General features: G+C 65.9%; 16 protein-coding genes and 1 tRNA gene. 14 read left to right on the plus strand and 3 right to left on the minus strand.

Annotation, left to right across the window (positions count from 1 at the left end):
• Nucleotides 1–2: 2 nt before the first annotated feature.
• On the minus strand, nt 3–1,562 hold the full coding sequence (locus DFR67_RS26130; protein WP_110472397.1) for a molybdopterin-dependent oxidoreductase: 1,560 nt from the start codon (nt 1,560–1,562) through the stop codon (nt 3–5).
• A 96-nt stretch (nt 1,563–1,658) separates the two neighbouring features.
• On the opposite strand from DFR67_RS26130, the gene DFR67_RS26135 reads away from it, so the two are divergent.
• The 8 genes from DFR67_RS26135 (at nt 1,659) to DFR67_RS26170 (ending at nt 10,092) form a co-directional block, all read left to right on the plus strand.
• Entirely contained in the window at nt 1,659–2,951 is a 1,293-nt protein-coding gene (locus DFR67_RS26135; RefSeq protein ID WP_146240543.1) for a DUF7937 domain-containing protein, read from the plus strand.
• Complete coding sequence (locus DFR67_RS26140) at nt 2,948–4,546, plus strand: hypothetical protein (RefSeq protein ID WP_110472399.1); 1,599 nt, start codon at nt 2,948–2,950, stop codon at nt 4,544–4,546. Before DFR67_RS26135 ends, DFR67_RS26140 begins: the two co-directional genes overlap by 4 nt.
• 158 nt (nt 4,547–4,704) lie before the next feature.
• On the plus strand, nt 4,705–5,868 hold the full coding sequence (locus DFR67_RS26145; RefSeq protein ID WP_110472439.1) for a metallophosphoesterase family protein: 1,164 nt from the start codon (nt 4,705–4,707) through the stop codon (nt 5,866–5,868).
• Nucleotides 5,865–8,486: an ATP-binding protein gene (locus DFR67_RS26150; RefSeq protein ID WP_110472400.1), complete on the plus strand. Its 2,622-nt coding sequence runs from the start codon at nt 5,865–5,867 to the stop codon at nt 8,484–8,486. The genes DFR67_RS26145 and DFR67_RS26150 overlap by 4 nt, the downstream gene beginning before the upstream one ends.
• 66 nt (nt 8,487–8,552) lie before the next feature.
• A tRNA-Arg gene (locus tag DFR67_RS26155) sits at nt 8,553–8,625 on the plus strand.
• Nucleotides 8,626–8,716: 91 nt separating this feature from the next.
• Nucleotides 8,717–9,037, plus strand: coding sequence for a hypothetical protein (locus tag DFR67_RS26160; protein ID WP_110472401.1), 321 nt, complete (start codon nt 8,717–8,719; stop codon nt 9,035–9,037).
• Between the two features lie 88 nt (nt 9,038–9,125).
• Entirely contained in the window at nt 9,126–9,608 is a 483-nt protein-coding gene (locus DFR67_RS26165) for a MarR family winged helix-turn-helix transcriptional regulator (RefSeq protein ID WP_110472402.1), read from the plus strand.
• Between the two features lie 103 nt (nt 9,609–9,711).
• Nucleotides 9,712–10,092, plus strand: coding sequence for a DUF5313 family protein (locus DFR67_RS26170; RefSeq protein ID WP_110472403.1), 381 nt, complete (start codon nt 9,712–9,714; stop codon nt 10,090–10,092).
• A 36-nt stretch (nt 10,093–10,128) separates the two neighbouring features.
• On the opposite strand, the gene DFR67_RS26175 is transcribed toward DFR67_RS26170, so the two are convergent.
• On the minus strand, nt 10,129–10,932 hold the full coding sequence (locus DFR67_RS26175) for a DUF305 domain-containing protein (protein WP_110472404.1): 804 nt from the start codon (nt 10,930–10,932) through the stop codon (nt 10,129–10,131).
• Complete coding sequence (locus DFR67_RS26180) at nt 10,932–11,807, minus strand: thioredoxin-like domain-containing protein (protein WP_110472405.1); 876 nt, start codon at nt 11,805–11,807, stop codon at nt 10,932–10,934. Before DFR67_RS26180 ends, DFR67_RS26175 begins: the two co-directional genes overlap by 1 nt.
• Before the next feature lie 191 nt (nt 11,808–11,998).
• Here DFR67_RS26180 and argS point away from each other — a divergent pair, with 191 nt between their 5' ends.
• From argS to rho, 6 genes are all read left to right on the plus strand, one after another.
• Complete coding sequence (argS, locus tag DFR67_RS26185) at nt 11,999–13,651, plus strand: arginine--tRNA ligase (RefSeq protein WP_110472406.1); 1,653 nt, start codon at nt 11,999–12,001, stop codon at nt 13,649–13,651.
• Complete coding sequence (gene lysA, locus DFR67_RS26190) at nt 13,648–15,072, plus strand: diaminopimelate decarboxylase (protein ID WP_110472407.1); 1,425 nt, start codon at nt 13,648–13,650, stop codon at nt 15,070–15,072. The genes argS and lysA overlap by 4 nt, the downstream gene beginning before the upstream one ends.
• Nucleotides 15,069–16,379, plus strand: a complete 1,311-nt coding sequence (locus DFR67_RS26195; protein ID WP_110472408.1) for a homoserine dehydrogenase — start codon at nt 15,069–15,071, stop codon at nt 16,377–16,379. Before lysA ends, DFR67_RS26195 begins: the two co-directional genes overlap by 4 nt.
• Entirely contained in the window at nt 16,372–17,448 is a 1,077-nt protein-coding gene (gene thrC / locus DFR67_RS26200) for a threonine synthase (protein WP_084835113.1), read from the plus strand. Before DFR67_RS26195 ends, thrC begins: the two co-directional genes overlap by 8 nt.
• A gap of 8 nt (nt 17,449–17,456) precedes the next feature.
• Nucleotides 17,457–18,413, plus strand: a complete 957-nt coding sequence (thrB, locus tag DFR67_RS26205) for a homoserine kinase (protein ID WP_110472409.1) — start codon at nt 17,457–17,459, stop codon at nt 18,411–18,413.
• A 310-nt stretch (nt 18,414–18,723) separates the two neighbouring features.
• On the plus strand, nt 18,724–20,859 hold the full coding sequence (gene rho / locus DFR67_RS26210; protein ID WP_110472410.1) for a transcription termination factor Rho: 2,136 nt from the start codon (nt 18,724–18,726) through the stop codon (nt 20,857–20,859).
• The last annotated feature ends 42 nt before the right edge of the window (nt 20,860–20,901 follow it).

A 20,901-nucleotide genomic window follows, 5' to 3' on the forward strand; every position in this document is an offset into this window, starting at 1 on the left:
AGTCAGCTGCGGACGGTCACCCCGATAGTGTCGAGCCCGCTGGCCCCGTCGGGGACCGACGGTTCCTGGGCCTCGGTCTGCGGATTGCCTTCGCCGTCGATGGCGCGGACGGTCAGTTGGTGGCGGCCGGGCTCGGCATCCCACTCCCATTTCCACAGGCGCCATGCATCGACGAGGTCGGGGTCGATCAGTTCGGTGTCCTGCCAAGGGCCGTCATCGACGCGGACCTGCACCGCGCTGATGCCGCGGCCCTGGGCCCAGGCGACCCCTCCGACGGTGACCGATCCGGTCGACACAGAGGAATTGGGGCGGGGGACGTCGATGCGCGAACTCGTTTTGATCGGACCCTTCTCGGCCCACCCCAGGGTCGTCCAATATGCCTGTGCGCGATCGAATCTGGTGACCTCCAACGACACGACCCACTTGGTCGCCGACACGTAGCCGTACAGCCCGGGAACCACCATTCGCACCGGGTAGCCGTGCTCGATCGGCAGGGGCTCACCGTTCATGCCGACCGCGAGCATCGCGTCACGGCCGTCGGTGAGTGCGGCCAGCGGGGTGCCGGCCGTCCAGCCGTCGGCACTGGTCGAGAGCACCATGTCCGCGTCGGTCGCGGGCCCTGCGGCGGCGAGCAGGTCTCGCAGGCGGTAGCCGGTCCATCTGGCATTGCCGACGAGATCACCGCCGACCGAGTTCGACACACAGGTGAGCGTCACGATCGCGTCGAAAGCGGTGTTCTCGCGCCTGAGTTGGGCCAGGTCGATGCGGATCTCCCGCTCGACCATGCCGTGAATGCGCAGCGACCAGCGCTCGCTGTCGACCTGCGGGACCGTCAGTGCGGTGTCGATGCGATAGAAGTCGGCATTCGGGGTGATGAAAGGTGTTCCGGGCAAGGTTCCCGGTGCTGCGGAGGTCACGGAGTTGGTTGCGGTCGGTACGTCGAACGCGGCGCGATCGGCCCGGACGTCCCCGACCGAGCGTCGTAGTGCCACACCGCCGAGTCCGGTGACGAGCACACCGCCGCCCACGGCCCCCGCGCCGAGCAGGAATCTCCTTCTGCCTGCCACGTCGTTCGATCGGCCGATTCCGGGCGCGGCGGCTCGCGGTACGGGGTCGGTGCGCGGTTGGATCCTCCGTATGAGTCCTCGTAGGGCGGCCATACCCACCGCGACGCCGAGAAGCGTCGGCACCGCCCAGGCGATGTCGGCGGTCGGCCGTGTCGCCGCAGCGATGGCACCCGCGATCCCGATGAGCGCGAACAGGACGAGGCCCGCAGGCGATCTGCGATACTCCGCGAGCCCCGCGCAGGCCGCCAACACCGCCATGATCAAGGCGATGAGCACCAACAGGGCCGGCTTGTCCGAGGTTCCGAAGGTCGAGATGGCGAACTCTCGAGCACCCTCGGGCGCGCGGTCGATGACTGCGCCACCGACCGCGGTCAGAGGGGCCGAACCCCTGTCCACCAGAGGTGCGAGGAGGTATCCCACTCCCACGCCCAAGGCGGCGCCGAGTATTCCGGCGAGCGCGGCGGCCGCAGCGCCCTGGCGGGATGTGGAGGACATGCGATCCAGTATCCGCGCCGGCGGCGCGGGCGGGTTGATGGGCTGATCGATGACCTACGATGTGAACTCTCGTGGGGGCTCGGGGAGGAGCACACAATGCGGCAGTTGATACCGGGAGCGATACCGACGCGGGCCGACCGCACGCGGGACGTGCTCGCGGCGGTGGCACTGCTGGTGTCGGCGGCGCTGGAATGGAACGCCGACACCGTCGGTGCCGGCCGCATCGATGTCGTGGCGGTCACGGCGCTGTCGGTGCTCTCGCTGGTGCTGCCCGCGGCCAGCAGGCGAGGCGTGTTCGGGCCGCGGTGGACGCCGGCGAGATTGAGGCTGGCGAAAGTTCTTCTCGGCGTGCCGTACCTCGTTCTCGTTGCGGTGTATCTCGGCTGGGATGTGATGAGCCGCTGGACCGGATGGGATTATGGCAGTACAGGTTTGGGTCCCGCGGTGTGGATCGGTTTCGCGGGCGCGGTGTTGGCGGCCCAGCCGCGTGAATGTGAACTCTTCGATGTCGTGGATGTGCGCCCGACCCGCGCTCTGGCACGGACGGTGCTGGCCGTCATCGGCGGCCTGTTCGCGGTATCGGCGCTCTCCGCGGTGGCGACCGCCCTGTACCGGTTCGTCGACGGCATCGATGCGGTCGCCGGTGTCCGGATGGGGGTCCTCGATCCACTCGTCTCCGCGCTGATCGCTTTGTGCTGGCTGGCCATCGTCGGTCAGCTTGTCGCGGCCACCGTGGCAGGCAGGGTCGGTGGGGCGCTGTGCCTGACGCTCCTCGGCTGGGCGGCGGCGACCTGGGCTCTGTTGGTGTCGATCCCCGGCGCACCGTTCGATTCCCTGGACACGGTGCAACTGGGGTACCTCGGGATCGGGGTGCTCGGTGGCCTCGGCGCAGCTGCGGCATCACCGGCGCTCGCCGCTCCTCCCGCGATGACACAGCGCGACTACTACCTTCCCCCGCTGAGGCTGGTACTCGTGGTGTCGACGTTGTGGGTCGCGGTGTCGGTGGTCCGGCTGACGTTGTACTCGGCGTCCGTCGCGACATTGGCGGCATTGGTGTTCTTCACCGCGGCCGTCGCCGGTGCGACGTACGTCCGAGAACGCCTCTCAGACGGGGATGCCGAGCACCGCGGCGTATTGCTCTCCGTGGCCGCGATGCTCATCGCGATCGGCATCGCGGTGCTGGTGACCATGGGTGTTCGGGTCAACTGGAACTATCCGGCGCCGATGGCGCTGTGGCTGACCGGTTTCGTCGTTCCCGCGCTGATTCTCTGGCGTGAGGTGCTGGCCCCTGGACTGCGGCCACCTCACGAGTCCGCCTTTCCCCCGGACGGATTCATCGATTGGGCTGCGCAGGGTCCCGGCGCGCACACCGGCGGGACCAACCGATGAACCCGATGCCGCTGTCGCGGCGGCGTCGCCGCGGCGCCATGAAGGTTGTCGTCGTCCTCGTCGTGGTCGCACTCTCCTCGACGGTGGGACTGGTCGCGAATCGCTTGCTGGTCGACGCGGTGGGCGGCGCGACGTCGGCCACCGCGTCGGTGGAGAAGTTCTTCGACGCGCTCGAGGACAAGGACTGGACGGATCTGGGGTTGTCGCTGGCTCCCGATGAGACGAGCCAGATCGCCGTGTTGCTGAAGCAGGCGGCGGAGCTGCAGGAATCGATCGGCGGCTCGACCGACTCGGTGACCGACCACCTGGAGGGCGTCAGCATCGATGTATCCGACCTGTCCCTGTCGAGCGACGACGTCGCCCAGGACCTGACGAAGGTGGTGATCGAGCGGGCGACGATCGTGATGGAGATCGACGAGAAGGCAACCGAAGCGCTGGCCGATCTCATCCCGGACGCCGGAACAGAGGATCTGGGCGGTATCGCGGTCACGGTGTCCATCGACGGCCCCGAGGTGTCCTACGACTACCGCGGCGGATCCGATGGTGATTCCGGTCGTGAGACCGTGGTCATCAACGGCGACTCCCAGCCCCCGTTCCTGATGTCGGTGCGCCGAGACGGTGGGTGGTTCGTCAGTCCCGCGTTCACCATCGCGCAGTACCTCGCCGAGGAAGCCGGCTGGGACGCCGCGGATTCCGGCGGATCAGATGTCACCTTCGATTCCCCGGAAGAAGCCGCGGCAGGATTCGTGGAAGGGTTGGCCGAGACCATCGTGACCGCGGACATCGGACACGTGGCCGACGCCATGGGCGGCGTGGAGGCGCGGCTGTTGCGAACTTACGCCGCAGGTATCAATGCCGAACTGAAGTCTGATCCGGACCTCGGGCTGGGCACGGACATCCAAGTCACCGTGCGCGACACGGACTTCGACGTCACGCCGGGCGAGGACGGGCAGGCCAGGATCACGATCGCCGGCATCGGACTCGAGCTGGGCTCGGACGGGCGGCGGGCGACGATCGACTTCGACGGGGAGTGCGTCAGGCTCGTCGCCGACGACGAACCGGACGAGGGGGCCTGCATCTCGGACGGCGGAGAGTTCGCGAGCAGGCTCTACCGGGCGCTCGGTCACCTCGTCGCGGTTCCCCAGGACGGCGGCTGGAAGGTCAGTCCCGTCGCCACCTACTTCGACTGGTTGGGCATCGCCGCGCGTGAATTGTCCGGATTCGACCCGGACGTGCTCGCGGCGATCGTGCAGATGGACTTCTCGCGGTTGGCCGCCAGTGAACCGGTGGGAAGTATCGGCGTATCCGACGAGATCACGGTGGAGATAGCGCCGGCGTCGAAGGCGATCTACGCAGGAGTCAGCGTGCTCGAGGTGGAGCCGTCGACGAAGCTGGTCGATTACTCCTGCACCAGCGACAACGCACCCTACTTCTGCGAGGTGATCGTCATCGACGCGCAGGGGGGCAGGATCGAGAAGGAGTCGAATCGCGATGCCGATGCCGGCTACGAAAGCGGCTACGCGGTGACTGAATCGACCCGACTACTGGTCGCCGGGGTGGCGGGTACGGTCGTCGTCGAGAGCGCGCCCGGCTAGTCGCGAGATCACCGGTCACCCGGGTACTCACCGGTGACCCACCGGCCGACGTCCAACGCTCTGTCGGCGACCCCTCGTAGGATCGTCGCTGTCACCGGCGATCGGAGAGGAGGTCATCTGTGAGTGCAGCGCTCCCGTTGTTCTTGCCCGAGCAGCACGTGACCTTCATCCACACCGCTGATTGGCAACTGGGGATGACCCGTCACTTTCTGCGAGGTGACGCGCAGGCGCGTTACACCGCCGCCCGGCAGGAGGCCATCGGGCGGATCGGCAGACTCGCCGACGCGCACCACGCCGAGTTCGTCCTCGTCTGCGGCGATGTCTTCGAGGATCGGCAGGTCTCATCACGGGTGATCCGGCGGAGTCTGGATCATCTGCGGCAGGTGCCGTGCCCGGTGTATCTGCTTCCGGGCAACCATGATCCGATGGATGCCGCGAGCATCTACAACTCGAAGGTGTTCACCGACAACAAACCAGACCATGTCCGTGTGCTGGACACCCCCGGGCCCGTCGAAGTGCGTCCGGGCGTCTCGGTGATCGCGGCCCCCTGGACCAGCAAGGTGCCACTGTCGGATCTGGTGGCGCAGCAGCTCGATCGGCTGGCGCCCAGCGATGACATCCGTATCCTGGCCGGCCATGGAAGAGTCGACGTGTTCGCGCCGCAGTCCGCAGATCTGTCGCTGATCGACGTAGACCAGCTCGAGCGCGCAGTCGCCGCCGGACTCATCGACTATGTGGCGCTGGGCGATCGGCATTCGACCACGCAGATCGGCGACTCCGGCCGCATCTGGTACTCCGGTGCGCAGGAAGTCACCAACTACGACCATCGCGAGGCGAAGCCCGGTCAGGTGCTCGTCGTCGAGCTGTCCCGTGCTGAGTCCACCTCCGACGCCGCTCCCACGCAGTCGGTGACCGTGACGCCACATCGAGTGGGTGAATGGGCGTTTCGCACCATCGAGCACGATGTGAACGGCAGCGAGGACATCACCGAACTGCGGCGCCGGCTCGATGCCGTCGACAACAAGTCCCAGACCGTCGTCCAGCTCGCGCTTCGTGGCTCGGTCACCATCACCGAACGGTCCGCACTCGACACGATGGTCGAAGAATTCACAGATCGATTCGCGGCGGTCACCTGGTGGGAACTGCGTCACGATCTGGTGATCAGGCCGGACGGCAACGACTTCGCGCATCTGCAGCTGACGGGCTTCATCGGCGATGCGGCCGACGAATTGTCAACTGCCGCAGGCGGTGACGGAGAGAATGCGATCGCTGCCCAGGAGGCACTCGCATTGCTCTTCCGGTTGGCGGGTGGGACCGCATGAAGCTGCACAGGCTGCGGCTCGGTCACTTCCGTGGTGTTGTCGAGCGCGAGGTGCAGTTCGCCGAGCGAGGTGTCACCATCGTCGAAGGCGCCAACGAGGCCGGAAAATCATCGATGATCGAGGCTCTCGACCTCTTGCTCGAGGTGCGTTCGGACAGCAAGAGTTCGAAAGTGCGCGCGGTCTCGCCCGCAGGTGTCGACGCTGGGACGGTCATCGAAGCCGACATCAGCTGCGGTGGTTATCGGTTCACCTACACCAAGCAGTACAACAAGGCTGCTCGTACCGAACTGGTCATCCACGAGCCGGCGCCCGAGCAGCTCTCGGGGCGCACCGCACACGACAAGGTGAGTGCGATTCTCGCGGACCAGGTGGATGCGACGCTGTTCAAAGCTCTGCGGTTGCTGCAGGCAGGAGATCCGACGGTGGGCGACCTCGCCGCGAGTGCAGCGCTGTCGCGCGCCTTGGATGCGGCGGCCGGTACGACCGGGGCAGGAACCGGTGCAGTCGATGGCGAGGGCGATGCCATGCTGCTCGACGCGGTGAGGGCTGAATACGAAAGGTATTTCACCGCGGGGCAGGGTCGTCCGGCACGGGAATTGGCCTCCGCCGCAACCCGGCTCGAAGAAGCGCTGGCGCTGAGCAATGAACTCGCGGCGGCGATGGAACAGTTGGGCGACGATCACGCCCGGCTCGAGACGTTGACCGGCCATCGTCGCGAACTGGCGAACTCGCTGGAGTTGGCACACGTCGAATTGTCGACCCTGGCCGAGCGGTCCGCCGAATCAATTGGCCTGCAACGACAGCACGCCGAAGCCATGTCGGCCGCCGCGTTGCTCAGGAGTCGATTGCGGTTGCACGAACGTGATGTTGCACAGCGCACGGCCTCACGAAAGCGGATAGCGGACTGTGACAGAGCCGCCGACGTCGTCATGCGGGCGATCGCGACGCTCGAACGCAAGGACGCGGAGGTGGCCGCCGCCGTCGCGGACATCGAACGAGAACTGGATGAGCACCGCCTCGCCGACACCGAAGCCGGGGTCGCAGTGAGGACTGCACGCGCCGCGGCTCATGCGGCGAACCTCAGCGCGCGACGCGACGAATTGACTGCGCTCCTGGCACGCGTGGACGAGGTGAGTGTGGCCCTCTCGGCCCGACAACGTGAAGTGGCAGGCCTCGTGCACGACCGAGGCGACCTCGAGCACATCGAGGAGCTGACGCAGACGGTGACCATCACGCGTGCTCAGCTGGAGTCTGCAGCAGCGACGATGAATGTCCATCAGCTGGGGGATGCGCCGGTGACGGTGAACGGAGCGGAGACAGGCGATTGCGACCTGGCGATCACCGGTGACACCGTGGTCGAGGTGGCCGGCGTGGTTCGTATCACGTTGTCCGCCGGCGCCGAATCGGCGTCTCTGATCGACCGGTTCTCGCGCGCCGAGCGGGAACTCGCCGACGCGCTAGCGACTCTGGGGGTCGCTGGCGTTGCCGAGTTGCGCGGGCTCGTGCGGGCTCGTGAGCGCGCCGAGGCGGAGGTCGACAGTCTGCGTTGCCGGCTCGCGGAGATCATCGCGGGCGGCGACGACCGTGTGCTGCGTGCGGAGTTGTCGGAGCTCGATGGTCGCCTCGGCGTCCTCGCGGTGACAGACCCCGATGTTCCGGATGTCGATGAGGCCGAACGTCGCGCAGGAATTGCTGCCGCGCGACTTGCTTCCGCGGTCCAACGGACCGCCGAACTTCGCAGTGAGCACCGCGGTGTCGACAGCGAGTTGCGGATACTGCGGGCACGGCAGGAAGAACTGGTCGCCGAGCGCGCGGAACTGGCGCGGCAAGAGCATGAACTCAACAGGCTGGATGAGGACGAGGAGCCCGGCCGGGACGACGACCCTGACCGGTTGCGTGAGCGGTTGGTAGCGGAGCTGTCGCACGCCGAGGCCGAGGTGCGCCGCATCGCCGCCAGAATCGACGATGCCGACCTGGAGTCCCTCGAGTTGCAACACGCGAACATGCTGGCGGTGGTGGAACGCGGCGAACCGCGACTGGCCGAACTCGGCAATCAGATCGCGGAATTGCGGACCAGGATCGAGATCCGGCGCGACGACGGCAAACTCGATCAGGTTCACCAGGCGGAGACCGAGCTGGACGGTGCCCGTGGCGATTTCGACCGTATCAACACGCGGGCTCAGGCTGCCAGGTTGCTGCTCCGGACTCTGGAACGTCATCGAGATGCCACTCGGCGGACATACGTCCAGCCGTTCACCGATCAGATTCTGAGACTCGGAAAGGTCGTGTTCGGTCCGACCTTGCAGGTCGGGGTCGACGAGGAGTTGCGGATCACCACCCGCACGGTCGGTGGCGTGACCGTGCACCATGACGCGCTGTCGGGCGGCGCGAAGGAACAGCTGGGGATCATCAGCAGGTTGGCGTGCGCAATGCTGGTCGATCCGGCGGACGGGGTGCCGGTGATCATCGACGACGCGCTCGGTTACACCGACCCGGAACGATTGGCGAGTATGGGGGCGGTACTCGGTCACGCCGGCCGCCATACCCAGGTGATCGTGCTGACCTGCACGCCTTCGCGCTACAGCAGCGTCGGGGGAGCGCATCTTGTCGCTGTCTGAGGTGGCGCGCCGCAGGCGTTTTGGGTTGCGGTTCACAGATGCGCTAGGCTGACTCTCGCCCAAGGAGCCCCCGTAGCTCAGGGGATAGAGCGTCCGCCTCCGGAGCGGAAGGCCGCAGGTTCGAATCCTGCCGGGGGCACGCACATCAGCTGTTCTGCCCAGCACCTGCGCGAGACTTCTTACCCCGCAGGTAATCGATCTCAGAGCTCGTGGCAGCCATCGTTGTAGCCATGGACAAAGTATCCGTCTCCTCGGTTCCACTTCCCCCGAGCACACCGCGCTGGTTGCGCACGGTGTTGATCATGGACAGGGCAGGATCCTCCTGGTACATCGGGATGGGATTCACCTTCGCGCCGCTGCTGATCATTCTGGATCCGTGGCCACCGGTGGTGGCCGCGGCATGGATCGCCATCGGACTGTTCGGCCTCTGGCTGGGGATCCTCGGCATCTTCATGGCCACCGGTCTGGCCATCATCCTTCGCGCGGGCGAGGAGGTGCCGGAGTCGTATTGGCGTTCGGTCATCGACTTTCCGCCGACCGAACAACCCTGAGCGGAGTCGGCGGGCCTTGCCGACTGACTCACCGGCGCGGTATAGTTAGTGCACGAACTATTCGTGTCACAACTAAGGGCTGGAGCCGATGGAACAGAACGTGGTGCTCGACGGAGACCCCTTGGCGCTGGAGCGGCAGGTCTGCTTTGCTCTCGCCGTCGCCAATCGCACCGTGCTCGGTGTGTATCGGCCGTTGCTCGAGCCGCTGGGGCTCACCCATCCGCAGTACCTCGTGATGCTCGCCCTGTGGGAGCGGGCGCCGATGTCCGTGCGGGAGATCGCCGGAGCACTTCAACTCGACTCTCCGACGCTGTCACCGTTGCTCAAGCGGCTGGAGGCTGCGGGCTTGATCACCCGAACGCGCACTGCGGCAGACGAGCGGCAACTGGCGATCGAACTCACCGAGCAGGGGAGGGCGCTGCGCACTCAGGCCGAGAAGATCCCGCCGGCTGTGGTGCGCACACTCGGAGTCGAGCTGGCCGACCTCGCAGAACTCCACAGAGTGTTGACCGTCGTCAATCGGGCGGCATCCGCGGCGATCGCCGCCGGCTCGATCACGCTGGAGCCCTGACAGCCCGGACAGCCCCGGCAGCCCTGACAACACCGGCAGTCCTGACAACACCGACTGCCCTGAATTGGCACCACCAACGACTCTTCGCCTAGGAGTAGTAGACATGACCGAACGGACAAGGCCGACGCCGTGGCAGTGGCTCGGCTACACAGCAGGACGGAAACTGCCTGACTCGATGCAAGATTGGGTGCGCCGTGATCTGACCGGCCCTTGGCGCGTACCGCGGCATCTGGTGCGCGGCATGATCCCGTTCACCCCGGTGTTCGCCGCGTTCCTGCTCTTTCCCGGACCCATCTATCTGCGTTTGGCCATGATCTTGCTCGGTCTCATCTTGGCGATGTTCTACTGCGCGGCGTACATGCCGATGAACCGGGCGCACAGGCTCGAACTGCACGGTCTGCCTGTCGATCTCGAGAATCCCGAACGCGCGCGCCGCCACGCCACCGAACGTTCGACCTATGAGCGACTGCACGGCCGCGACTGAGTCACGTCCGGCCGACATCATCGGAGACGGTGCGGGTCAGTTCATCGGAAGCGGTTGGGCCCCGCGTGTTTCGAGCATCTTCGTCATCGTGCCCGACTCGGATTCCTGGACGTTGACCATCTGCTGAGCGAGCCTGCGCACGTAGTCCTCGCTCACGTGGTCGGGCTCGATGGCGAACTCCATCATCTCCAACCCACCCTGGTGGTGGCGCAGCATGAGTTGCAGGAAGTACTTGTCCAGTTCCGCGCCCTGCAAGGTGCGGAGCTTGTTCATGTCGTCGGTGCTCGCCATCCCCGGCATCGGCACGTCCGATTCCGACATGTTCATGGTCGTGTCGGTACCGGGCTGTGTAGCCGCACCCCCGTGCGAATGGCCTCCACCGTGGCCTTCCATCCAGGCCATCGGCTCACCGGGATTGTCGAGGGGATAATCCCAGCGGGACAACCATGACTGCATCTGGCCGACCTGATTGGTCTGTGACGTCAGGATGTCGTAGGCGAGACTCCGCACCTGCGGATCACTCCCGCCGTACAGCTCGATGGTTGCCATCTCGACAGCCTGCTGGTGGTGGCGGATCATGTCCTGGGCGAAGCCCACAGCTGCCGAGTCCGCGGCCGGGCGATTGTCGTCGCCGCCGTCGAACGTGGTGCGCAGCAGCAAACCGACGACCGCGCCGACTAGCAACAGCGCGACCGCGCCCAGTACGAGCAGTGCCGAGAGCTGCTTCGGGCTGTGGCTCGGCTCCGGTCCGGAGCCGGTGTCGTTCCCCTTGTCCGGCTCGGGCGTGGACTCTGCCTCTGACAGATCGCGCGGGTCGTCTTCGGGTGTGGCTGTCGGCATCAGCCGGCCGGCGCAGGCTCGGGGATCCCCATCCCGTTCTCGTCGGTCGCCTGGGTTGAACCGGCACCGGTCATCGGCACCGCGTCAGCGGGCACCGGACCGACGTCTGCCGGAGGCGGATTGCTGGGGTCGAATGCACCCGGGATCGCCGCGCATTCGGCACCTACCTCGGGATACGCAGCTTCTTCGGGGTTGTCCGGGTAGACGCCGGTGTTCGAGTTGCGTCGTAACGCCTCGATGAACTGGTCGATGCGCGCATCGCCCGCCGAGTCGAGCTTGAGCTGGTGTCCCCATGACTGCAGCGAGATCGGTTTGTCGAGCTCCGGGTACGGCGAGAGCAGGAGATACTGCTCACCCTCGACCTTGCTCTTGAGCGTGTCGAGATCGCCGGGAGCGATGGTGTCCGGGTTGTACGTGATCCACACCGCGCCGTGTTCGAGGGCGTGCACCGCGTTCTCGGTGCGCAGCGCGTTCGGGTAGACGATGCCGGTGCAGGTGGCCCACACCGCGTCGTGCGGTCCGCCGAAGGGAGGCGACTTGTCGTAGGCAACGCGCTGCGTCGGCTCCACGTGCTGCCCGGCGGGGTAGAAGATCTTCTCGACGCCGTCGATCTTGTCCGACGGATCGGGGTTGGACGACGACGGGGTGAACTTCGCGACTTCCTGCTGGTCCATGTACTTCGGCACGAGGTAGGTGGCCAGTCCGGCGACGATCAGCAGCACCACGGCAACCGCCCCTATGGTCGCCCACGGGATCGATTTCCCGCCGCCACCGGCCTTCACGACCGGAATCTGACCGGACTTCTTCTTGGCCGGCTTGCCGGAATTCCTGGGCTTCTTCGGAACGTTGCCGCCCTGTTTGTTGGCGTCAGCCATGGATCTCTTTCGGTGCAGTTCTATGGAGTGCGCACATGACGCTGCCGAGGAGGTCCACCGGCGATCACACAGTGTACTTGGGCCGATGTCCGAACGAACCCGGTCCGAGTGAGGCGAAGTCGTCGGTTCGGGTCGGGGCCTGGGCAATGCGATTGTCATCGCAGTGGCACCGGCCAATAGGATGGTGCATCGTGACCCCCGCCGACCTCGCGGTACTGCTCCGTGCCGCCACCTCCACTGTGCTCACCGACCACGGACTCGACTCGTCCGCGCTGCCGGAGGCTGTTGTGGTGGAACGACCGCGCAACCCAGAGCACGGCGACTACGCCACCAACATCGCGCTGCAACTCGGTAAAAAGGTCGGAGCGAACCCGCGTGAGCTGGCCGGATGGCTGACCGCGGAGCTCCTGACCCGCGATGGCATCGCGTCCGCCGAGATCGCCGGGCCGGGATTCGTGAACATCCGGCTCGCGGCCGACGCCCAGAACGCTGTGGTCGCCGATGTCCTCGCCGACGCCGGCACCTACGGGACCGGAACCCTCTACGACGGCCTCCGGGTGAACCTGGAGTTCGTCTCCGCCAACCCGACCGGACCCATCCACCTCGGGGGTACCCGCTGGGCTGCGGTGGGGGATGCCCTGGGGCGCGTCCTGTCGGCTCAGGGCGCCGCGGTGACGCGCGAGTACTACTTCAACGACCACGGCGCTCAGATCGACAGGTTCGCACGGTCGTTGCTGGCCGCTGCCTTGGGCGAGCCCACACCCGACGACGGATACGCCGGCGCCTACATCGGCGACATCGCTGCGTCGGTGGTTGCGGCCGTGCCTGGCGTTCTGGCGCTGCCGGAGGCCGAGCGTCTCGAGGCGTTCCGAGCTCACGGCGTCGACCTCATGTTCACCTCGATCAAGGCGAACCTGCACGAGTTCGGCACCGACTTCGACGTGTACACGCACGAGAACAAGATGTTCGAGTCCGGCCAGGTCGAACGCGCGATCTCCGAGCTGAAGGCCAACGGGAACCTCTACGAGAACGACGGTGCGTGGTGGCTGCGGTCGACTGCGTTCGGTGACGACAAAGACCGGGTCGTCATCAAGAGCGACGGAGAAGCCGCTTACATTGCGGGAGACATCGCGTACTTCAAGGACAAACGCGACCGCGGATTCGACCTGTGCATCTACATGCTCGGCGCCGATCATCACGGATACGTGGTGCGGCTCAAGGCTGCCGCGGCCGCGCTCGGCGACGACCCGGACCGGCTCGAGGTGCTCATCGGGCAGATGGTGAACCTCGTGCGTGACGGACAACCGCTGCGGATGAGCAAGCGAGCGGGCACGGTCATCACACTGGACGATCTGGTGGAGGCCGTGGGTGTCGACGCAGCACGGTATTCGCTGATCCGGTCGTCGGTGGACGTCAACATCGACATAGATCTGGATCTGCTGGTCAGCCAGTCGAACGAAAACCCGGTCTACTACGTCCAGTACGCACACGCCCGCCTTGCCGCGATCGGACGCAACGCCGCTTCCCTCGGACTGTCGATGTCCACCGATCACCTGGAGCTGCTGACCGAAGCCGCCGAAGGCGACCTGATCCGCACGATAGGGGACTTCCCGGCGGTCGCGACGTTGGCCGCGGAACTCCGTGAGCCACATCGCGTCTGCCGGTACCTGGAGTCGCTCGCCAGTACCTATCACAAGTTCTACGATCGCTGCCGGGTTCTACCCCAAGGCGACGAAGAGCCGACCGAACTCCACGCCGCGCGACTCGCATTGTGCGGCGCCACCCAGCAGGTCATCGCCAACGGTTTGGCGATGGTCGGCGTCAGCGCACCGGAGAGAATGTGAACGCACACCCGGCAGGCCCGCGGCACGCGGAGGTCTTGGCGGCACCCCAGCTGGCCGAAAGGCCCAACAGCCCTGCAGAGTTGGCACAGTTGCCGGCCCACGTCTACCCGCAGGGCACCGACCGCGACGAGAACGATGTCGCGCGGATCGGGGGGATCACGGTCACCGAGCTGGCCGAGAAGTACGGCACCCCGCTGTTCGTCATCAACGAAGACGACTTCCGCGCGCGGTGCGCCGAGATGGCGCAGGCGTTCGGATCCGCCCAGCATGTGCACTACGCGTCGAAGGCGTTCCTCTCGACCGAGATCGCGCGGTGGGTGCACTCCGAAGGGCTCTCACTCGACGTCTGTTCCGCAGGTGAATTGTCGGTGGCGCTGCGCGCGGGGTTCCCGGCCGGTCGGATCGCGTTGCACGGCAACAACAAGTCGCCCGGCGAACTGGAGTTGGCGGTGTCGTCCGGAGTCGAGCACGTGGTGCTCGACTCGATGATCGAGATCGACCGGCTCGACGAGATCGCCGGTCGCCTCGGAGTGGTCCAAGACGTGCTCGTGCGCATCACCGTGGGCGTCGAAGCCCACACGCATGAGTTCATCTCCACCGCACACGAGGACCAGAAGTTCGGCTTCTCGCTCGCGGGCGGACTGGCCATGTCCGCGGTTCGGCAGGTGTTCGCGACGGACAATCTCCGGCTCGTCGGCTTACACAGCCACATCGGCTCGCAGATCTTCGACGTCGGGGGCTTCGAACTCGCGGCGCATCGCGTGCTCTCGCTGCTACGCGAGGTGGTCACCGAGTTCGGCGTGGACAAGACCGCTCAGCTGTCGATCCTCGACCTGGGTGGCGGCCTCGGCATTTCGTACCTGCCGTCCGACGATCCGCCGCCGGTTCAAGAGGTCGCCGACAAGCTGGCGGTGATCGTGGAGCGGGAATCCGCCGCGTTGGGCCTGCCGACGCCGACCATCGCCGTGGAGCCCGGGCGGGCGATCGCCGGCCCGGCCGGAGTGACGTTGTACACGGTCGGAACGGTCAAGGACGTGCAGCTGGGACCGGGTGGGGCGCATCGTCGTTACGTGTCGGTCGACGGTGGCATGAGCGACAACATCCGTACGGCGCTGTATCAGGCCGAGTACGACGTCCGGTTGGCGTCGCGTGTCTCGCAGGCCCGTGCGGTTGTCAGTCGCGTGGTCGGAAAGCACTGCGAGAGCGGCGATATCGTCATCCGTGACTGCTGGCTACCCGATGACGTGGCACCCGGTGACGTGCTGATGGTGGGCGCGACAGGGGCTTACTGCTATTCGATGTCGAGTCGATACAACATGATCACGCGGCCCGCGGTGGTCGCCACCCGCGGCGGTGAGGCGCGGCTGATGCTGCGTCGTGAAACCGTCGAGGATCTATTGAGCTTGGAGGTGAACGAGTGACGGAGAAGAAAGCGCGCCCGATCGGTGTCGCGGTGCTCGGAATGGGAAATGTCGGGACCGAGGTGGTGCGCATCATCACCGACAACGCCAACGATCTCGAGGCAAGGGTCGGAGCTCCCGTCGAGTTGCGTGGCGTCGCGGTGCGCGATCTGAGTAAACCTCGCGGGATCGATCCATCCCTGCTGACCGACAAGCCCGAGGAACTCATCACCCGCGACGATGTCGATATCGTCGTCGAGCTGATCGGTGGCATCGACCCGCCACGGATGCTGATCCGCGAGGCGCTCCAGGGCGGCAAGTCCGTGGTCACGGCGAACAAGGCTCTGCTCGCCGACTACACCGGCGAGCTCGCGACCGCAGCGGCCGGAGCCAAGGTCGATCTGTATTTCGAGGCGGCGGTGGCCGGGGCGATACCGGTGATCAGGCCACTGATGCAATCGCTCGCCGGGGACACCGTCACCCGGGTCGCTGGAATCGTGAACGGCACCACCAACTTCATCCTGTCGGCGATGGATGCCGATGGCAGCGACTACGCCGAGACGCTGGCCGAGGCCGGCCGCCTCGGGTACGCCGAAGCCGATCCCACCGCCGACGTCGAGGGCTACGACGCGGCGGCCAAGGCCGCCATCCTGGCGTCGATCGCGTTTCATTCCCGTGTGACCGCGCTCAACGTCTACCGCGAGGGCATCTCCAAGATCACGACCCACGACCTGGAATCGGCCAAGGCGCTCGATTGCACGGTGAAGTTGTTGTCGATCTGTGAGCGCATCGTGGACGAGGATGGCACTCAGCGTATTTCGGCTCGTGTCTACCCGGCCCTGGTGCCGCTGGCGCATCCCTTGGCGTCGGTGAACGGTGCGTTCAACGCGGTGGTGGTGGAAGCGGAGAATGCCGGCCGTCTGATGTTCTACGGTCAGGGCGCCGGTGGTGCTCCGACGGCGTCTGCTGTGCTGGGAGACATGGTGATGGCCGCACGCAACAAGGTGCACGGTGGGCGTGGCCCGCTCGAGTCGACCTACGCGTCGTTGCCGATCGCGCCGATGGGTGACGTGCGGACGCGCTACTACGTGTCCATGCGCGTCGCAGATCGCCCCGGGGTGCTCTCGACCGTGGCCGGCGAGTTCTCCTCGCGCAACATCAGCATCTCGACGGTTCGGCAAGAAGGTGCGGGTGATGACGCCCGTCTGGTGGTCGTGACACATCGTGCCCCCGACTCCGCATTGTCGGAAACCGTTGCCGCACTTGAGAAATTGGAATCCGTGCTGAGCGTATCGAGCGTTCTGCGACTGGAGGGTACAAATGACTGAATCGGTAGTGCACAGCCGTTGGCCGGGGTTGATCGAGGCCTACCGTCATCGCCTCCCGGTCCGCGACGACTGGAAAGTGGTGACCCTGCTCGAGGGTGGTACGCCCTTGATCGCCGCGCCGCACCTGTCCGAGCTGACGGGCTGCGAGGTCTATCTGAAGGTAGAGGGTCTCAACCCCACCGGCTCGTTCAAGGATCGCGGCATGACGATGGCGGTGAGCAACGCCGTCAACAATGGCAAGACCGCAGTGCTCTGTGCCTCGACCGGCAACACCTCGGCCTCTGCGGCGGCCTATGCCACCCGTGCCGGGATCACCTGTGCTGTGCTGATTCCCGAGGGGAAGATCGCGATGGGCAAACTCGCCCAGGCGGTCATGCACGGAGCGAAGATCATCCAGGTGCAGGGCAATTTCGACGACTGTCTCGAGCTCGCCCGGAAGGCGACCGCGGAATGGACCGAGATCGAGTTGGTCAACTCGGTCAACCCGGCACGAATCGAGGGCCAGAAGACGGCAGCGTTCGAGATCATGGACGTGCTCGGACGGGCTCCGGACGTTCATGCTCTTCCGGTCGGGAACGCGGGAAACATCACCGCCTACTGGAAGGGGTACACCGAGTATCACCGCGACGGTGTTGTCGCCTCGACTCCTCGCATGCTGGGCGTCCAGGCCGCGGGCGCTGCGCCGCTGGTGTCGGGTGCGCCGGTGAAGGACCCCGAGACGATCGCCACCGCCATCAGGATCGGCTCGCCCGCGAGCTGGAACCAGGCGATCGCGGCGAAGGACGAATCGGGCGGCAAGTTCCTCGCAGCAACCGACGAGAAATTGCTGGAGGCCTACCGGCTGATCGCCGGGCGCGAAGGTGTGTTCGTCGAGCCTGCCTCCGCAGCGAGTGTGGCCGGGCTGCTGGCCGCACGGGAAGACGGCTGGATCTCGGCAGGCGAGGTCGTCGTCTGTACCGTCACCGGCAACGGACTCAAGGATCCCGACACCGCACTGGCGGGAATCCCGCCCGTCGAGGCTATCCCGGTGGACCCGGTCGCCGTGGCCCGCGCCCTGAACCTGAGCTGATCCACGGCATGAATTCTGTTCTCCCCGTAGGTGTCCGAGCTGAAGCGAGGGTGCCGGCATCGAGTGCCAACCTGGGTCCCGGGTTCGACTGTCTGGGCATCGCACTGGGAATCTACGACGACATCTCGGCGTCGGTGGGGGAGCCAGGGCTCAGGATCAGCGTGAGCGGTGAGGGCGCCGAGGGGGTGCCGCTCGATGATGCGCACCTGGTGGTCCGCGCGATCAACAGCGGGCTGCAGGCCGCCGGTGTCACCGTGCCCGGTCTCGACGTGCAGTGTCGCAACAGCATTCCACATTCGCGTGGGCTCGGTTCGTCCGCGTCGGCAGTGGTCGGTGGGCTCGCGGTTGCCGGGGGATTGGTGGCGGCAGCCGGCGTCGGGACGCCGCTGTCCGCCGAAAAACTGATCCAACTGGCATCGGAGTTCGAGGGCCATCCCGACAATGCGTCGGCGAGTGTGCTGGGGGGCGCGGTCGTGTCCTGGTCGGAGTCCGCCGCCCCACCCGGGGGCGCGGGTGCGGCGGGCAGCACGCCCGGGACCGACTATTTCGCGAGAACGTTGGCCGTCCACCCGACGATCCGGGCCTTCACGATGGTTCCGCAGTTCGAGTCGTCGACCGCTGTCACGCGGGGGTTGCTGCCGGACGCCGTCGCCCGGACGGATGCGGTGTTCAATGTCAGCCGGGCGGCCTTGGCCGTGCTGGCACTGACCGCCGAACCGGAATTGCTCATGGCTGCGACTCAGGACCGCCTCCACCAGGAATACCGAGCCCCGGTCATGCCCGCCACTGCCTCGCTGGTGCAGTGGCTTCGCGCACGGGGCGTTCCGGCCACGGTGTCGGGGGCCGGTCCGACAGTGCTCGCCCTGACCGCATCCGAATTACCCGCACAGTCTCGGGACAAAGCAGCTGAGCTGGGATTTGTTCTCGATGAGGTGGAGATTGCCCCCGGAGTAGTCGTACACTGATTTTGGGCAGGTACACGTTGCACATCGGGGATCATCGCCGAACACGCCGTAAGCCCAGGGTGTTGCCGAGATCGCTGATCGTGGTTAGCATGTACCCGTCCAGCCGCTAAGTTTTCAGGGCGTGCTCTTCACACGATGTCATATTCGACAGTCATAGTCCGCTGGCGTCAGCGAAGTGAAATGCGAAGCGCGGCGAACTACACAAGCCTCATAAGACCGCTGAAAATTTAGCGGCATCTCTCACCTGGCTTCCAGGCGCGAGAACTTTGGCCCCCGCGAATCTACCGGCGGGGGAAGGAAAGGATATCCGTTGACGGATACGGACCTGATCACTGCACCGGGCTCGGAAAACACCCTCGATCTCGGTGGAGTAGACACTCCGAAAGCCGAACGTCGTCGTGGGACCGGGCTGTCGGGGATGGTTCTCACCGAACTTCGCGGCCTGGCCGGTGAGCTGGGCATCAAGGGCACGTCAGGTATGCGCAAGAGCGACCTGATCGCTGCCATCAAGGAGCGTCAGAGCGGTGGCTCCGCGCCGGCACCCGCCAAGGCAAAGGCAACTGCGAAGGCGCCTGCCGAGAAATCGCCGGCAAAAGCCGAGGCCACGACCGCGGAAGTGCAGCCGACTGCTGAGCCGAAGACGTCTTCCCGCAAGAAGGAGGCGGCCACCGAGGCGCCTGCCGTCGAAACAAAAGCCGAGACCCCGACCGCCAAGGTCGCCGCGGAACCGGCAACGGACGGCGCGGCCTCGACGAAGACCTCCGACGGCACCGACGACGACTCGGCCGACGGCGGTGACCAGCGACGTCAGCGTCGCCGGGGTCGCGAGAGCCAGAACAGCAATCGGGACAGCCAGAGCCGGGACAACCAGGCCGGTGGCCAGAATCGCGACGGCAACCAGGGCCGCGACGGCAACCAGAACCGCGAAGGCCAGGGTTCGGGTAACCGCAATCGCGATGACCAGGGCAACCGGAACCGTGACGACCAGGGCAACCGGAATCGCGATGACCAGGGCAACCGGAACCGTGACGACCAGGGCAACCGGAATCGCGATGACCAGGGCAACCGGAATCGCGATGACCAGGGCAACCGGAATCGCGATGACCGCGGCAACGACGGCCAGGGCCAGAACAACGGTCCGCGTGGCAACAACAACAACCGCGACAACGGTCCGGGCGACGATGACGAGCGCGGAGGGCGTCGAGGACGTCGCTTCCGTGAGCGCCGTCGCGGACGCGACCGAAACGACGGCCCCGGTGAGGGACGCGGCGGTGACCCGCAGATCTCGGACGACGATGTCTTGCAGCCGGTAGCCGGCATTCTCGACGTCCTCGACAACTATGCCTTCGTGCGGACCTCCGGTTACCTGGCGGGCCCCAACGACGTCTACGTGTCGATGAATCTGATTCGTAAGAACGGCCTGCGTCGCGGAGACGCGATCACCGGTGCTGTCAAGGTCGTCAAAGACGGCGATCAGTCGAATCAGCGGCAGAAGTTCAACCCGCTCGTGCGCCTCGACTCGGTGAACGGCTCGGACGTCGAAACAGCCAAGAAGCGGCCGGAATTCGTGAAGCTGACCCCGCTGTACCCAAATCAGCGGCTTCGGCTCGAGACGACGAGCGACCGGATCTCGACTCGCGTCATCGACCTGGTCATGCCTATCGGCAAAGGCCAGCGCGCGCTGATCGTGTCCCCGCCGAAGGCCGGTAAGACCACGATCCTGCAGAACATCGCCAACGCCATCTCTATCAACAACCCAGAGTGCTACCTCATGGTCGTGCTCGTCGACGAGCGGCCGGAAGAAGTCACCGACATGCAGCGGTCGGTGAAGGGTGAGGTGATCGCCTCCACCTTCGACCGTCCGCCGTCAGATCACACCTCGGTTGCCGAACTCGCCATCGAACGCGCGAAGCGTCTCGTTGAAGACGGCAAAGATGTTGTGGTGCTGCTGGATTCGATCACTCGTCTGGGCCGCGCGTACAACAACGCCTCGCCGGCATCGGGCCGAATCCTGTCCGGTGGCGTCGATTCGACTGCGCTGTACCCGCCCAAGCGTTTCCTGGGTGCGGCCCGCAACATCGAAAACGGCGGATCGCTCACGATCATCGCCTCGGCCCTGGTCGAGACCGGTTCCACGGGCGACACGGTCATCTTCGAGGAGTTCAAGGGCACGGGCAACGCCGAGCTCAAACTGGATCGCAAGATCTCCGAGCGTCGCGTCTTCCCGGCTGTGGATGTCAACATGTCGAGTACCCGTAAGGACGAGTTGTTGCTCTCGCCCGAAGAGTTCTCGATCGTGCACAAGTTGCGCCGGGTGCTCGCCGGATTGGACTCCCAGCAGGCCATCGACCTGTTGGTCAGTCAGTTGAAGAAGACAAAGAGCAACGTCGAGTTCCTGATGCAGGTCCAGAAGACCGCACCGGGCGCGATGCGCGACGACGACTAGCAGCAGAACGAGGCAAACCCACCTCGTTCCGGCACACCCACT

It is taken from the genome of Williamsia limnetica (assembly GCF_003217475.1).
GTDB classification, from domain to species: domain Bacteria; phylum Actinomycetota; class Actinomycetes; order Mycobacteriales; family Mycobacteriaceae; genus Williamsia; species Williamsia limnetica.

Bases quoted from the DNA above. Each gene is read 5' to 3' on its own strand.
- DFR67_RS26130 (WP_110472397.1), bottom strand. From the start codon at position 1,562: ATGTCCTCCACATCCCGCCAGGGCGCTGCGGCCGCCGCGCTCGCCGGA.
- DFR67_RS26135 (WP_146240543.1), top strand. From the start codon at position 1,659: ATGCGGCAGTTGATACCGGGAGCGATACCGACGCGGGCCGACCGCACG.
- DFR67_RS26140 (WP_110472399.1), top strand. From the start codon at position 2,948: ATGAACCCGATGCCGCTGTCGCGGCGGCGTCGCCGCGGCGCCATGAAG.
- DFR67_RS26150 (WP_110472400.1), top strand. From the start codon at position 5,865: ATGAAGCTGCACAGGCTGCGGCTCGGTCACTTCCGTGGTGTTGTCGAG.
- DFR67_RS26160 (WP_110472401.1), top strand. From the start codon at position 8,717: ATGGACAAAGTATCCGTCTCCTCGGTTCCACTTCCCCCGAGCACACCG.
- DFR67_RS26165 (WP_110472402.1), top strand. From the start codon at position 9,126: ATGGAACAGAACGTGGTGCTCGACGGAGACCCCTTGGCGCTGGAGCGG.
- DFR67_RS26170 (WP_110472403.1), top strand. From the start codon at position 9,712: ATGACCGAACGGACAAGGCCGACGCCGTGGCAGTGGCTCGGCTACACA.
- DFR67_RS26175 (WP_110472404.1), bottom strand. From the start codon at position 10,932: ATGCCGACAGCCACACCCGAAGACGACCCGCGCGATCTGTCAGAGGCA.
- DFR67_RS26180 (WP_110472405.1), bottom strand. From the start codon at position 11,807: ATGGCTGACGCCAACAAACAGGGCGGCAACGTTCCGAAGAAGCCCAGG.
- thrC (WP_084835113.1), top strand. From the start codon at position 16,372: ATGACTGAATCGGTAGTGCACAGCCGTTGGCCGGGGTTGATCGAGGCC.
- thrB (WP_110472409.1), top strand. From the start codon at position 17,457: ATGAATTCTGTTCTCCCCGTAGGTGTCCGAGCTGAAGCGAGGGTGCCG.